The organism is Brassicibacter thermophilus, assembly GCF_055378355.1.
On record NZ_AP042446.1, the window covers coordinates 1,116,548 to 1,130,902 of the forward strand.

The 14,355-nt window shown below is 28.0% G+C and carries 12 protein-coding genes; 11 read left to right on the top strand and 1 reads right to left on the bottom strand.

Features of this window, described 5'->3' with window-relative positions:
• Positions 1–24: 24 nt before the first annotated feature.
• On the bottom strand, positions 25–903 hold the full coding sequence (locus ACZ41D_RS05240) for a DMT family transporter (protein ID WP_464152872.1): 879 nt from the start codon (positions 901–903) through the stop codon (positions 25–27).
• 312 nt (positions 904–1,215) lie between these two features.
• Here ACZ41D_RS05240 and ACZ41D_RS05245 point away from each other — a divergent pair, with 312 nt between their 5' ends.
• The 11 genes from ACZ41D_RS05245 (at position 1,216) to ACZ41D_RS05295 (ending at position 14,340) form a co-directional block, all read left to right on the top strand.
• Positions 1,216–1,389, top strand: coding sequence for a hypothetical protein (locus tag ACZ41D_RS05245; RefSeq protein WP_464152873.1), 174 nt, complete (start codon positions 1,216–1,218; stop codon positions 1,387–1,389).
• Positions 1,390–1,399: 10 nt separating this feature from the next.
• Positions 1,400–3,313, top strand: coding sequence for a hypothetical protein (locus tag ACZ41D_RS05250; RefSeq protein WP_464152874.1), 1,914 nt, complete (start codon positions 1,400–1,402; stop codon positions 3,311–3,313).
• A gap of 178 nt (positions 3,314–3,491) precedes the next feature.
• Positions 3,492–4,922 (top strand): TldD/PmbA family protein, encoded by a 1,431-nt coding sequence (locus ACZ41D_RS05255; RefSeq protein WP_464152875.1) that lies wholly within the window; start codon positions 3,492–3,494, stop codon positions 4,920–4,922.
• Positions 4,922–6,223, top strand: a complete 1,302-nt coding sequence (locus ACZ41D_RS05260; RefSeq protein WP_464152876.1) for a metallopeptidase TldD-related protein — start codon at positions 4,922–4,924, stop codon at positions 6,221–6,223. The genes ACZ41D_RS05255 and ACZ41D_RS05260 overlap by 1 nt, the downstream gene beginning before the upstream one ends.
• A gap of 227 nt (positions 6,224–6,450) precedes the next feature.
• Positions 6,451–6,882, top strand: a complete 432-nt coding sequence (locus tag ACZ41D_RS05265; RefSeq protein ID WP_464152877.1) for a MarR family winged helix-turn-helix transcriptional regulator — start codon at positions 6,451–6,453, stop codon at positions 6,880–6,882.
• A 22-nt stretch (positions 6,883–6,904) separates the two neighbouring features.
• Positions 6,905–8,644 (top strand): ABC transporter ATP-binding protein, encoded by a 1,740-nt coding sequence (locus ACZ41D_RS05270; protein ID WP_464152878.1) that lies wholly within the window; start codon positions 6,905–6,907, stop codon positions 8,642–8,644.
• 315 nt (positions 8,645–8,959) lie between these two features.
• Positions 8,960–10,300: a helix-turn-helix domain-containing protein gene (locus ACZ41D_RS05275; RefSeq protein WP_464152879.1), complete on the top strand. Its 1,341-nt coding sequence runs from the start codon at positions 8,960–8,962 to the stop codon at positions 10,298–10,300.
• On the top strand, positions 10,297–10,431 hold the full coding sequence (locus tag ACZ41D_RS05280) for a hypothetical protein (RefSeq protein ID WP_464152880.1): 135 nt from the start codon (positions 10,297–10,299) through the stop codon (positions 10,429–10,431). The genes ACZ41D_RS05275 and ACZ41D_RS05280 overlap by 4 nt, the downstream gene beginning before the upstream one ends.
• Positions 10,432–10,769: 338 nt before the next feature.
• Entirely contained in the window at positions 10,770–11,309 is a 540-nt protein-coding gene (locus ACZ41D_RS05285; RefSeq protein ID WP_464152881.1) for a phosphatase PAP2 family protein, read from the top strand.
• Positions 11,310–11,533: 224 nt separating this feature from the next.
• The gene (locus ACZ41D_RS05290) at positions 11,534–13,657 is read left to right on the top strand and encodes a ribonucleoside triphosphate reductase (RefSeq protein WP_464152882.1); all 2,124 of its coding nucleotides are present in this window, start codon (positions 11,534–11,536) and stop codon (positions 13,655–13,657) included.
• Positions 13,654–14,340 carry an anaerobic ribonucleoside-triphosphate reductase activating protein gene (locus ACZ41D_RS05295; protein WP_464152883.1) on the top strand — a complete coding sequence of 229 codons (687 nt, stop codon included), beginning with the start codon at positions 13,654–13,656 and terminating at the stop codon, positions 14,338–14,340. Before ACZ41D_RS05290 ends, ACZ41D_RS05295 begins: the two co-directional genes overlap by 4 nt.
• The last annotated feature ends 15 nt before the right edge of the window (positions 14,341–14,355 follow it).

Genomic DNA, 14,355 nt, shown 5'->3' on the forward strand with positions numbered 1-14,355 from the left:
TCCTTTAATTTTAAGGGAAGGTTATTATACTTTTTTCAATACTACTGTTACTAATGAAATTAATATTAATATGCAGCCAAGTATCCCTTTAATCATTATGGCTTCGTGTAATATTAAAAATGCCATTATCAGTATAAATAATGGTTCGCTGAGTAACAAGATACCAACACTTTCTGGACTAGCTATTTTTTGTGCTTTAATTTGTAATAGCATGGTTAATCCAGTACCTAAAATACCAATTATTGCAATAGGCCCAAAATTCAATTTTAAAGCATTAATATTTAACCCTTCTATTGTAAATGATAAAACTGCACTTATTATAAACATAAATAATAGTTGTAGCAAGGATAGGATATATTCATCTCTGTTTTGACCTACCTTATTTAGTAAAATTATATAAGCAGTATATGATAATGCTGACCCAATACATAACATATCTCCAATATTAAATCCATCTCCATTCATACCTGATATCATGTATAAACCAAATGTTGATAAAATAACACTATATACTATCCATATAGAAGGTAATTTTTTATTAATAAAGCATTGAATAATAGGAATAAATAACACAGATAATGAAGCTAGAAAACCTGATTTTGAGGCACTTGTGTATTTTAAGCCTAATATATTTAATGCATAAGCAGCAAACATAATAAGACTTAATGCAAGAGTTATTTTAACATCTTTTTTACTAACTGAAAGTAACTTTTTAGGTGAAGCTATAAATATTATCAATGCACCTATTCCAAATCTCCCCATAAGTAAATGAAATGCAGGAATTGAGCCAATGCTTGATTTTATTATTATGGTGCTTAAAGCCCATGTAAATGATACAAGAATCAGTTGTAAATATGATATAAGTAATGGTTTTGATTGAATGTTGTTGATTGATTTTTCCAATTTGTGTTTCACCTCGCTGTCATATTATTCTTCAACTATTATAGCATAATGTTATTTGATCCTGTTTAAATAATTTCATTTCCAATTTTAATCAAAAGTCCAAAAAACCGGAGTTAAAAAATTTATAACTTGCAAAGCTTTTACTTTGTAGTATTTATGCAATTTCCTTGATTACTAATATTTAAATACTATTTTGGATAAAGTATTAAAGTAATAGTGATTATATAAGTTGTGATAAAGGTTAATTTTTTAAAACGAGATAACTAAAACGCTAAAATTGTTAACCTGTATACGAAGAAAGAGGATGATATCATGTTTTTACTTAGTATTTTTTTCATATCGACGGGTGTATTTCTGATTTGGAATAGTTATCGCAATATTAATTCTCCCCATGAGATGGAAAAGGAGTTTGCATTATTTAAAGGTTCTGTCGGATTTATGTCTACTGTAGTAGGAGTTTTTTCATTAATTAACTTTTTCTTATAAGGGTGTATTTATGAGAATCTATAAAGAAATCATATTATTAATTATTTTTCTATTAATATTTCAAAGCAATATGACTTTTGGACAAAGCATGGAAAAGACTTTGATAATAGTAGTAGATAGTTTAGACTTTAATCAAATTGAAGTAATAGCTCCTTATAATGCTTCTGTTGGATTATTAAATATGAAAACAGGAGGTCTTTATAAAGACAGTAATATGGAAAGCTTATTTATGACATTGTCTTTAGGTAGAAGAGTAAGTATAAAAAAGGGCTTGTTTAAGATAGTAGATAAAGTTGAAAATAATAGCTTATGTATTGTAGGTTATAATGATATACAAAAATATATAAAAGAGAATTACATTCAGATATATCCTAACATGATTTTTTTAGGAGAGACATTAAAAGAAAGGGGTATTGGTTATATTGGTAATGATGAAGCTTCATTACTTGCTGCAGATAAAGATGGGAATATTAAATATGGAGAAAACCACATAATTTATGAACTAAATTGGATTAAAAATAACATCAACCATATTTTTGAAAAAGGAAGTATTACAATTATTTCTTTTAACATTGATAATAAACAGGAAAGAGTTGAATTACTAAAAAAACTAGTTAGTGAATATGAAGATACAAATATTATAATTTTTTCTAAGAAAGTTTCCCTGTCGTTAAGTAAATGTTTAAATAAATATTTAACACCTATCATATATATAGATACAGACAAAACAAGTGGGATACTTACTACTGACACTACAAGAAGACGAGGAGTTATAACTAATCTTGATATATTACCTCATTTATTAAATACTTATAATGCTGATGATTATGCAACAATTGGGCATACTATCAATATTTTACCTTCGCCAAATCCTGTTGAAGAAACTAAGAAATTACTAAAGCAATATACTAATTTAAATGTAATAAAATATATATTGCATGGAATAATTTTGTTTTTTGAAGGATTTATAATACTGACATATTTGTTAAATAAGAAAGGCTATGATAGATTTAATAGTAATGTTTTTGAAAATATTATAATTATTATATTTCTGTCTTTTTTTATAGGGATTTCAAGTGTATATGAAAATATAGTTATATACCTTGTTTTATTGTTTGGAGGGAGTTTTATATTAAGGTATTTACTTAATATAAAAGGGGTAAAAATAATAGAGTTTTTTTCATTTATGATAGCTGGACTAATGTATTATTCATTATTTTTCAATCTGAAATTATTGTACAATTCTTATTTAGGCTACAATAATATTATTGTTGGAGGTAGATTTTATGGAATAAACAATGAAGCTATGGGAGTTTTAATTGTTACAACTATTATAAGTTATTTTACGTTAAAGAATATGATTAAAAATAAAGTTATGAAAAAAATAATCACAGCGATAGTATTTTCTACTTGCATTTTTTCTCTTTCAGGGAGTTATGGGGCAAATGTAGGAGGATATTTAACTTCTATAGCATTATTAATGATGATAATATATTTTGAATTTACTAATAAAAAATTAAACAAGGAGAATTTAATTATTATATTTGTTATAGGAATAATAGTATTTATGCTTAATGTATATTTTGATATGAGTATCGTTAAAAAAAGCCATTTAGGTAGTTTGTCCCATAGAGTGAGCACACTGGGAGTAAGCGAGTTAATATATATAATAATAGTAAAAATAAAGCAGCTTATAACAATACTTATTTTACCTCCATGGAGTGTTATTATGGTTCTTCAGTTTCTTTTCTTAAGTAAAGCATATAGAGAGAATAAAGAAAAACTATTGCAAAATAACATGTATTTAATCATATTTGTAACTTCTATTATTGCATTGCTTATTAATGATACTGGCATAATAGCTTTTACATTTATTAATACATTTTTGATAGCACATATATCAAGGAAATTAAGATTACTTTAATGTATTTTATTATACAATTTCCTCATGTAATTTACGTAAATTATAGGCATTAGAAAGTCACAGTGTTAAATTTTTTTAATAATTAATGATTTTGTTGATATATTTCGAAAAATCTGATAGCTTAAAAGGAGAAATAAAATTAATTTGAGTCAATAAAAAATCAGGGAGGTGTGCATAAGTGCAGGTAACTATGTCAAAGTATTTAACAGAGCATAAGGATGATTTAAAGCTGTTGGTTAAATTACTTTCTAATAAATATTCTTATGTTTCTGTATTAGGAACTGATGTATACGGAAAGACGTATTTAGTTCAAAAAACGGGAACAGGAATTAACACAAGTATGTGGAATGAAAGAGGTTTCGTAGTAAGAGTACATAACGGAATTAATTATTCAGAATACTCATTTAATGAGATAGCTAATGACAATATACAAGAACTTGCAAGTAAGATATCTAGTATTGTAGAAGAAGATATAAACATGATAAAATCGTCATCTATATCATTAAATTCTTATCCTATTATAAGTGAAAAGCCAATTATGGGTAGTTTTTATGGGGAAGTAGAAATATTACCTGAAGATATGAGTGATAGTGAAAAACTAAAAAAAATGGAAGCTATTAAAGAAAAAGCATTCAAAAAAAGCTCTTATTTAATAGATTTTAGAATTCGTTATGAAAGCACCAAAGTGTCGAAAGTTTTTTTATCTAATAATAAAGATTTAGAACAATCTTATATATGGAGTCAAGCTTATCTTGTACCAATAGTAAGAAAAGAAAAGATTACTAAATTTGCACATAAGAGCTTTTCAGGCTTAAAAGGTGTAGAGATAATTAATGAAATGGAAGATAATTACGAAGGTATCTTAGATATGGCGATAAAGCTTTTAGATGCGAAACCAGTTGTTCCGGGAGAATATGATGTGATATGTACCCCTGATATAGCTGGATTAATTGCACATGAAGCATTTGGACATGGTGTAGAAATGGATATGTTTGTTAAAGGCAGAGCAAAAGCTGTAGAATATTTAAATAAGCCTGTAGCTTCAGAACTAGTGACTATGCATGATGGAGCTAAATCAGCTTACAATGTATCTTCATATTTATTTGATGATGAGGGTACTTTAGGAACTGATACAATTGTTATCGACAAAGGAATACTAAAGACTGGAATATCAGACATTCTTTCTGCATTGAAACTAGGGACCAAACCCACTGGTAATGGCAAAAGAGAATCATTTGAAAGAAAAGCATATGCTAGAATGACTAATACCTTTTTTGGGCCTGGGAATAGTACCTTAGATGAGATGGTTGCATCCATAGAACATGGATATTTGTTGGATGGGACTATGAGTGGTATGGAGGACCCTAAAAACTGGGGTATTCAATGTATGATTTTAATGGGAAAAGAAATTAAAAATGGCAAATTTACAGGTAATATTGTTTCACCAGTAATTATGACTGGGTATGTTCCTGATGTATTAAAATCGATAAGTATGGTATCAAATGAAGTCAGTTTATCTGGAGCAGGTGCCTGTGGTAAGGGATATAAAGAATTTGTAAAGGTTTCTGATGGTGGACCATATATTAAAACAAAAGCGAGGTTAGGATAATGATTAATAATATAAAAGAGCTATTATTACAATCTATGGATATAAGTGCGTGGAAGATTGAAGAAAATATTATTAATTCAAGAGAGCTTTTTTTTGTTAAGAAAAATTTAGACATGAATAGAGCAAAGGATGTAACTCATTATAAAGTAACAGTTTACAAAGATTTTGAGGAGGAAGGCAAAAAATATAGAGGTTCAAGTATGTTTGACATACATCCAACCATGACAGATGATGAAGTAAAGGCAAAAATTGAAGAAGCGTCATTTGCTGCTAGACAAGTAAAAAATGAATATTATCCCTTAGTAAAGCCTTCTGTTGAGATAAAAAATAAACTTAAAAGTGATTTTAGTAAAGGAAATTTATCTGAATGGATTTTAAAATTAGTACAAACTGTATATGATGAAGACAAATATGAAAAAGGAAAGATTAATTCTTCAGAGTTTTTTATAAATAGAATAAATACTAGGATTGTTAACTCTGAAGGTGTAGATGTAGCTTATACTAGATATGAAGGTATAATTGAATTTGTAACTGACTGGAAAGAAAGAGATGAAGAAGTAGAGATATACAAATACCTAGAATTTTCAGATTTTATTCCTGAGTTAATATCAAGTAAAGTAAAAGAATCTTTTACATATTCTAGGGAAAAATCATTGGCGAAGCCTACACCTAATTGTAATAATATTAATGTATTATTGACAGGAGAACCAGTAAAAGAATTTTTTAAATTCTATTATGAACAATCAAATGCAACGATGGTTTATGAAGGGATATCTAAATTTAAGTTAAATGAATGCGTTCAAACCAATGATACAAAAGGTGATTTAATAAATGTTACACTTGATCCACAACTCAACGGGTCTACGAAGTCTAAAATTTATGATGATGATGGAGTATTTTTAAAGCAAGTTAATATAATTGAAAATGGAGTATTGAAGAACTATTGGGGAGATAATAGACATAGTAATTATTTAGGAGTGAGTCCAACAGGTAAGATTGAAAACTTTGTTATAAAAGGCGGAAAATATTCCATAGATGAATTAAAAAATGAGCCATACTTAGAATTAGTATCTTTTTCTGATTTTCAAATGGATTCTTTAACTGGTGATTTCGGTGGAGAGATTAGGCTCGGTTGGTATTATGACGGTAAATCAAAGATACCTGTGACAGGAGGATCAATTTCGGGTAATATTAATGAAGCACAAAAAGAAATATATCTTTCAAAAGAAATTCAAAGTGATAATAATTTTGTTGGGCCAAAGACGATTAAACTTAAACAAGTTTCTATTTCTGGAGAATAAAAATAATAAAGGAGTCAGTAAAAACTGACTCCTTTATTATTTTGAAGAAATTATAAAATTTTATAGAATATTTTATTATGCAATTTCCTCGCTTCGATATTCAAGCAATGTTTAGGAAAAAGTAGTTGTTCACTATATAGGTATTGACATAATAAATCTGAGTCTATATAATATTCGTATAGCTAAAATATCGTATTACGATATTATTTTCTAAGGTGGTGATAATAGTGAGTTTAGAAGATAATACTCAAAAAATAATTGAATATATAAAAATTATTAATAGAAAGATACATAATAAGCATCATGAAATGGCCCAAAGGAACAATTTAACTTTAGAACAATTTCATCTAATGCTATATTTAGATAACAAAAATCCTCCAACAATAGGAGAGATTGCTCGAAGATCAGATAGAGCTCAAAATACAATATCTGAAAGAGTGTCTAAATTAGAAGAAAAAGAGATAGTAATGCGAGTTAAGGATCCTCATGATAGGAGGGTAAGTAGGGTTATGATAACTGATAAAGGTAAAAAACTAATGTATTCTATAAAAAAGAGTGTTGCTAATGAATTCGTATACAGTGCTTTATTAAAGATGAAAGATAAAGATGTTGATGATTTAGTTTTAAAATTGGAAGAGTTGATAAAAAATATGGAGTAAAAGTGAAGAAGGAGTTGATTACATGATTAAAAAGTTTATATCTTATTATAGGCCTCATATAAAGCTCTTTATATTAGATTTAGTATGTGCATTTATGATTTCAGGGTTAGATTTGGTATTTCCAATTGTAACTGGGAATTTTGTTAATGATATTATACCTAATGGTAAAATCAGAACGTTGTATATAACAACAATAATATTAGTTGGATTATATGTATTAAGGTATATATTTAATTATATAGTAGACTATTGGGGTCATGTAGTAGGAGTTAGAATGGAATATGATATGAGGAGAGATTTGTTTACGCATTTACAGACATTACCTTTAGATTTTTTTGACAATAATAGGACAGGGCATATTATGTCAAGGATAGTTAACGATTTAAGGCAAATTTCAGAGCTAGCTCACCATGGGCCTGAAGATCTGTTTATTTCTGCAGTCATGCTTATTGGTTCTTTTATCATATTAATAAGGTATGAGTGGAGGTTAACATTAATAATATTCGCTTTTATTCCAATAATGGTTTGGTTTGCTATTTCTAAGAGAAAAAAGATGGAAAGTGCTTTTAGAAATGTAAAGAAAAAAATAGCAAATGTTAATTCACAGTTGGAAAATAGCATCTCAGGTATTAGAGTTGCTAAATCATTTACTAATGAGGATTATGAGATAGAAAAATTTGAACATGGCAATAATGAGTTTAAAGCTTCTAGAGAATTTGCATATAAGAGCATGGCAGAATTTATGTCAGGTATTCACTTTTTTATCAATATATTAAATGTTGTAGTAATAAGTGTTGGTGGAATATTTGTTTATAATAATACTATTAGAATAGGTGATTTAGTTACTTATTTGTTGTATGTAAACTTCTTCATGCAGCCAATTAGAAGACTTACATCTTTTGTTCAGCAGTACGAAGATGGTATGACAGGCTTTGAAAGGTTTATGGAAATTATGAAAATCGAGCCTAGTATAAAGGACAGTGAAAATGCTATAGAGTTAGAAAATGTAAAAGGAAAAATAGAGTTAAAGAATGTTACATTTAGCTACAATAAAAGCGAGGCTTCTATTTTATCAAATATAAATCTAGAGATTAAGCCAGGACAGACCGTTGCATTAGTAGGTCCTTCTGGAGGAGGCAAAACTACTTTGTGTCATCTCATACCTAGATTTTATGAAATAGATGATGGAGAAATATTGATTGACGGAATAAATATTAAAGATATAAAGCTAAAGTCTTTGAGGAAAAATATCGGTTTGGTACAACAAGATGTATTTTTATTTACTGGAACAATTAGAGAGAATATTTTATATGGGAGACCAGATGCTACTGATGAAGAAATAATTGAAGCTGCAAAACAAGCTAGTATTCATGATTTTATTATGAAATTACCTGATGGATACGATACTTATATTGGAGAAAAAGGAGTAAAATTATCAGGTGGTCAAAAACAGAGGATATCTATAGCCAGAGTATTTTTAAAGAATCCACCTATATTGATATTAGATGAAGCAACTTCTGCTTTAGACAATGCAACAGAAATATTAATTCAGGAATCACTAGAAAAGCTGTCAGAAGGCAGAACAACTCTTGTAATAGCTCATAGACTTTCAACTATTAAGAATGCTGATGAAATAATAGTTTTAACAAATAAAGGGATTATGGAAAGAGGTAATCATGATCAATTGATGAAAACAAACGGATTATACGCAAAATTGTATAAAGCCCAGTTTAAAGGATATATACCTGATGAGGTTGCGTAAAAGCAAGCAGGAAAATTGTTGAAAATTTCTAGATTAAGGAAATTGCATAATAAAATATTTTATTATGCAATTTCTTAAATTCTGTAAGTATAATAAGAGGTTGTTTCATAACTTATTTATAAGTTATGAAACAACCTCTTATTAATTATAATCATGTTTACTTATAAAAAAAATAATGATACAATAATATTGTGAATATAACTAATAAATTATTCACTTAATTTGTATTTGGAAAATTATTCTTATAACATGTGGTAGCCGTTTGTAGTATAATGTAATATACAATCAAATACTGTATAAATAAGGAGTATACTGATGTATATATTAGAGGATCTAATATTACCTGTTAATAAAAAAATTAAGGCTATAAGAAAATACTTAAAAGTGAATCAAAAGGAGTTAGCTGGTGAAGAACTAGATAGAAGCATGATAAGTTATATAGAAAATGGTAAAACTAAATTAACTAAAGATACTGCAAACAAACTGGCTAAAAACTTTGATAAAATTATTAAGAAAAAAGGACTTACCTATAAAATTGATAGTGAATATATTTTAGCTGATGAAATGAGACAAGCTGGATATAAATTAAAATCAAATATTTTAAAGTTAAAAGAATATATGATGGCTAAAGATGACAATTTTATTAGATTGATGAAAGAAACTGATGAATTATTAAAGACGTGGGATATTCCTGCAATAAAAGCAGAAGTATATGAAATAGCCGGTGATTTTAATTATAATAAAAGAGATATTTGCAATAGTAGACTTTATTATTTAAAGTCAATGATGAATTATTATAAAATTGGTAATCAGGAGATGGTTGCGGGAATTTTTTCGAAAATTGCTAAAAATGCTATAATTAAAGGTGATTATTATGAAGCTATATATCTAAACGAATATTCACTAAATATATTGGAAAATGAACAGATAGAAAATGATACTATTAAAAAAAGGATTTATTTTAATAATGCATTAGCATTTTCTAATATGAAAAAATATGAAAATAGTTTATTTTTTCTTAATAAACTACTTAACGAGTATAAAGATTTGGACACTAGGCAGTATTTAGATGTTTTAATATTGAAGGGAAATAATTATTTTAGAAATAACGATTTTGAGAATGCTATGAAGGTGTATAAAGAAACACTTTTTTATGCTGAAAAAGTTAATGATATAAGGGCTAAAGCTATAGCTTACGAAAATATAGGAACAATACATTATATAGAAGGAGAAATAAGTAAATGTATAGAATATAGATTAAAAAGTATAGAATTAAAAATTATTAAAAAAGATTATAGTTATTTATATACTTTAAAATCTTTAGTTTCAGTTTATATAGAAATTGGAGAATATAAAAAAGCTTGGACACATATTGCGAATATTATAGATAAAGCTAAAAAAGATAACAATTATAATCTTTTATTTGAAATTTACAATCAAATATTAGATATTTATATTGAGGGGAAGGGGAAATATTTTAGTGAACAAGTGCTATATGAAATAACTGATTTTATAGCAAGCAATAAAGTAAAGCTTGATGTTAAGGAGATGATATTAAAACTGTGTAACATTTTTATAGAAAAAGATTCAAAGAAAGTAAAGGAATTGTTAAAAATAGGATTAAATTATGATGAGAAAGAGGGGGATAATTTATGAAAAAGATTAGAAAGCTTTTCTTTGTTCTAACAATAATTGTTACACTAAGTATTGGTTTTAACATTGGCTTGTGTGTTGATGTAGAAGATCCAGAACCATGGAGCACAGGCCATGTAGTTACATTAGAATAGGAACCTATGCATATTTATAAAATATCTTTAGAAAAACTATTTACATTTTTTAAATTAAGTAGTATACTATAATTACAGTGTGAATGAAAAACAAATATTATTCACTTTACTTTCTTTGTATTAGGTGAACTTGTTTACTAAATACATACTTACTAAATACGACAAAAATTTTTCCTCATCCTCTATATAATATATCGGGCAGGCTTAGTTAAAGCTTGTCCATTTTTTATCTAAAGAAATAATTGTAAAATGACTTTACAAACCACATATGTTTAAATTAAAATATATATACGATTATAAGTACTGATTTTATATTATTTTTTAAAGGGAGAATAACTATGAAAACATTAGTTAAATGTTTTGCTTTAATAGATAAAAAAATATTGTATTTTATTAATACAAATATAAAGTGTAGATTTTTAGATAAAATTATGCCACTAATTACTGAATTAGGTGGTGCTATTTTTACTACTGGTTTTGTTTTAATGCTTATTTCCTTTGGTAAAAGCAAGTTAAGACTTATTGGTTTAGAAGCTTTGATTGGTCTATCTGCTAGTCAGTTAATAGTTCAAATATTAAAAAAGAGTTTAAGCAGAGAGAGGCCTTATAATATATTGAATAATATTAATACTTTTAATATAAAGCTAAAAGATTATTCATTTCCTTCTGGTCATACAACTGCTAGTTTTTCTATAGCTGTATCTTTATCCATAAATCTTCCGTATTTAAGTGTTATATTAATAGCTACGGCTTTTACAGTAGGGATTTCAAGGATTTACCTAGGAGTACATTATCCATCAGATGTTTTGGTAGGTATTTTTTTGGGTAGTATAACTCCTATTGCAATACATCCATATTTTTTAAGCTTCATTGCATAATAGGTAAAAATAAGTACTATTTTAAAGTATTTAAAAGGTAGCTCTAGAGCTACCTTTTTTAAATATATAAAATTAAGATATATGACGTATAACTATAATTATATTTGATAAATGGAGTTTATTTAAATATATAGACAAATAGGATTATGGACTTAAAAGTGAAATAATAATACAATATATATGTATAGTGAAAAATCAAACCACAATATAAAGGGGATGAACTGATGATTGATAGAATTCAAAAAAGAAATGGCGATATAGTAGATTTTGATGTTAGAAAAATTGAGGATGCAATTTTTGCAGCAGCAAGGTCAGTAGGTGGTGATGATAGAAATGAAGCAAGAAGGCTTTCAATAATGGTAGCTGATATTCTTAATGAAGCTTATGGAGTAGGCATACCTACTGTTGAAGATATACAAGATGTAGTAGAAAAGGTTCTTATTGAGGAAGGCCATGCTAAGACTGCAAAATCATATATATTATATCGCAAAAAAAGAGAAGAGCTAAGAGATGTTAAGAACTTATTTATGGATGCTGAAAAGCTCATAGATGAATATGTTTCGCTGGATAATTGGAGAATTAATGAAAATGCTAATATGGGATTTAGTTTACAAGGGTTAAATAACCATATTGTTGAATCAATTACAAAAAAATATTGGCTTAACAAGATATATAGAAAGGAATTAAGAGATGCTCACATAAAAGGAGATATACATATACACGATTTAGGACTTTTGGCTCCATATTGTTGTGGGTGGGACTTGGAAGCTTTACTTTATAAGGGGTTTAGAGGTGCTTCAGGAAAGATTGAATCAAAACCTGCCAGACATTTACAGTCATTTTTGGGCCAAATTGTTAACTGGCTTTATACACTTCAAGGAGAAGCAGCTGGAGCACAAGCTATAAGTTCACTAGATACTTATGCTGCACCATTTATTTATTATGATGATTTATCATATGATGAAGTAAAAAAGGCAATGCAAAGCTTTATATTTAATTTAAACATTCCTACTAGGGTAGGATTTCAAACTCCGTTTACTAATGTTACCTTAGATATAAAACCACATCCATTGCTTAAAGATACAAATGTTATTATTGGTGGCAAACCAATGGATAAGACTTATGGTGAGTTCCAAAAGGAAATGGATATGTTCAATAAGGCATTTTGTGAGGTAATGATGGAAGGCGATGGAGCAGGTAGAAATTTTAGCTTTCCTATACCTACAATAAACATAACTAAAGATTTTCCTTGGGATTCTGATGTAGTTAATTGTATTATGGAAATGACTAGAAAATATGGAACTCCATATTTTGCTAATTTTATTAATAGTGATTTATCTCCAGAAGATGTAAGAAGTATGTGCTGCAGGTTGAGATTAGACAACAGAGAATTAAGGAGGAGAGGTGGAGGATTATTTGGAGCTAATCCTCTTACAGGTTCTATAAATGTTGTAACAATAAATATGGCTAGGATAGGTTATCTGTCAAGTACTAAAGAAGAATTTAAGAAAAGGGTAAGAGAGTTAATGGAGATAGGAAAAGAAATATGTGAGACAAAGAGGAAGGTTTTAGAAGGGTATATGGAAATTGGTCTTTTCCCATATTCAAAGTACTATCTTCAAGGTGTGAAAGATGGATACGGAGAATATTTTAAAAACCATTTTAGTACTATAGGCCTTAATGGAATGAATGAAGCGTGTGTAAATTTATTAGGCAAGGATATAACTACTGAAGAAGGTAATCAATTTGCCATAGAGGTTATGGAATTTATGAATAAAGTCATTCAGATATTTCAAGAGGAAACAGGGAGCTTATGGAACCTTGAAGCTTCACCAGCAGAAGGTGCAGCTTACAGATTTGCGAGAATGGATAAAAAGATGTATCCAAATATTTATACACAAGGTGAAAAAGAACCTTATTACACCAATTCAACTCAGCTTCCTGTTGGGCATACAAAAGATATTTTTGAAGCATTGGAACTTCAAGAAAAGCTTCAAACTTTATATACTGGGGGAACTGTATTCCATGGATTCATAGGAGAAGAAATAGAAAGTGCTGAAACTGTGAAGGCATTGATTAAAAGAGTTTTTGCAAATAGTGAGATACCATATTTTACTATTACCCCAACATATAGTATATGTCCTGATCATGGATATTTGAAAGGAGAACAATTTAAATGCCCAGAATGCGGCAAGGATACTGAAGTTTGGACTAGAGTAGTTGGTTTTCACAGGCCTATTCAGTCGTGGAATTTTGGAAAGCAAGAAGAATATAAAGATAGATTAACCTTTGACGTTGATATTAGCTTGGATAGCACAAGGTTATCAGATAATAGAGGTGTAAAATGAATATAATAGGTCATTTAAAATCATCTTTTATAGATTACCCTGATAAAATATGCACTGTATTTTTTACTGGAGGATGTAATTTTAGATGCCCTTATTGTCATAATGCTAGTATTGTTAGAAACGAAGGGTTGCCACTAAGTGAAGATTATATATTTAGTTATCTTGAAAGTAGGAAAAAATATTTAGATGGTGTGTGCATTTCAGGTGGTGAACCAACATTGCAAGAAGGATTAAAGGATTTTGTAAGCAAGATAAAAGATAAGGGATTTTTGGTTAAGTTAGATACCAATGGTACGAACTCGGAGGTATTAAAGGAACTTATTGAAAATAAATACTTAGATTATATTGCTATGGACATAAAAGCACCATTAGATAAGTATGAGTTTGTTACTAAAATAAAAGTGGATATAAATATTATAAAGTCTAGTACTGATATAATTAGATCTTCAGACATTGATTATGAATTTAGGACGACAGTTTGTAAAGAACTATTATCAGAAGAAGATATTTTAAAAATTGCAGAATATTTGAAAGGAAGTAAAAGGTATGTTATTCAAAATTTTAGAGACGGAGAAACTATTTTAGCTGGAAAAGGACAATTTAATTCTTATGATATTAAAACTTTAAGAAAAATTGAAAAAAAAGTAAAACATTATTTTACATCTTTTATCATTAGAAACTAATAATAAAAATCCCTA

Bases quoted from the DNA above. Each gene is read 5' to 3' on its own strand.
- ACZ41D_RS05245 (WP_464152873.1), top strand. From the start codon at position 1,216: ATGTTTTTACTTAGTATTTTTTTCATATCGACGGGTGTATTTCTGATT.
- ACZ41D_RS05250 (WP_464152874.1), top strand. From the start codon at position 1,400: ATGAGAATCTATAAAGAAATCATATTATTAATTATTTTTCTATTAATA.
- ACZ41D_RS05260 (WP_464152876.1), top strand. From the start codon at position 4,922: ATGATTAATAATATAAAAGAGCTATTATTACAATCTATGGATATAAGT.
- ACZ41D_RS05270 (WP_464152878.1), top strand. From the start codon at position 6,905: ATGATTAAAAAGTTTATATCTTATTATAGGCCTCATATAAAGCTCTTT.
- ACZ41D_RS05275 (WP_464152879.1), top strand. From the start codon at position 8,960: ATGTATATATTAGAGGATCTAATATTACCTGTTAATAAAAAAATTAAG.
- ACZ41D_RS05280 (WP_464152880.1), top strand. From the start codon at position 10,297: ATGAAAAAGATTAGAAAGCTTTTCTTTGTTCTAACAATAATTGTTACA.
- ACZ41D_RS05285 (WP_464152881.1), top strand. From the start codon at position 10,770: ATGAAAACATTAGTTAAATGTTTTGCTTTAATAGATAAAAAAATATTG.
- ACZ41D_RS05290 (WP_464152882.1), top strand. From the start codon at position 11,534: ATGATTGATAGAATTCAAAAAAGAAATGGCGATATAGTAGATTTTGAT.
- ACZ41D_RS05295 (WP_464152883.1), top strand. From the start codon at position 13,654: ATGAATATAATAGGTCATTTAAAATCATCTTTTATAGATTACCCTGAT.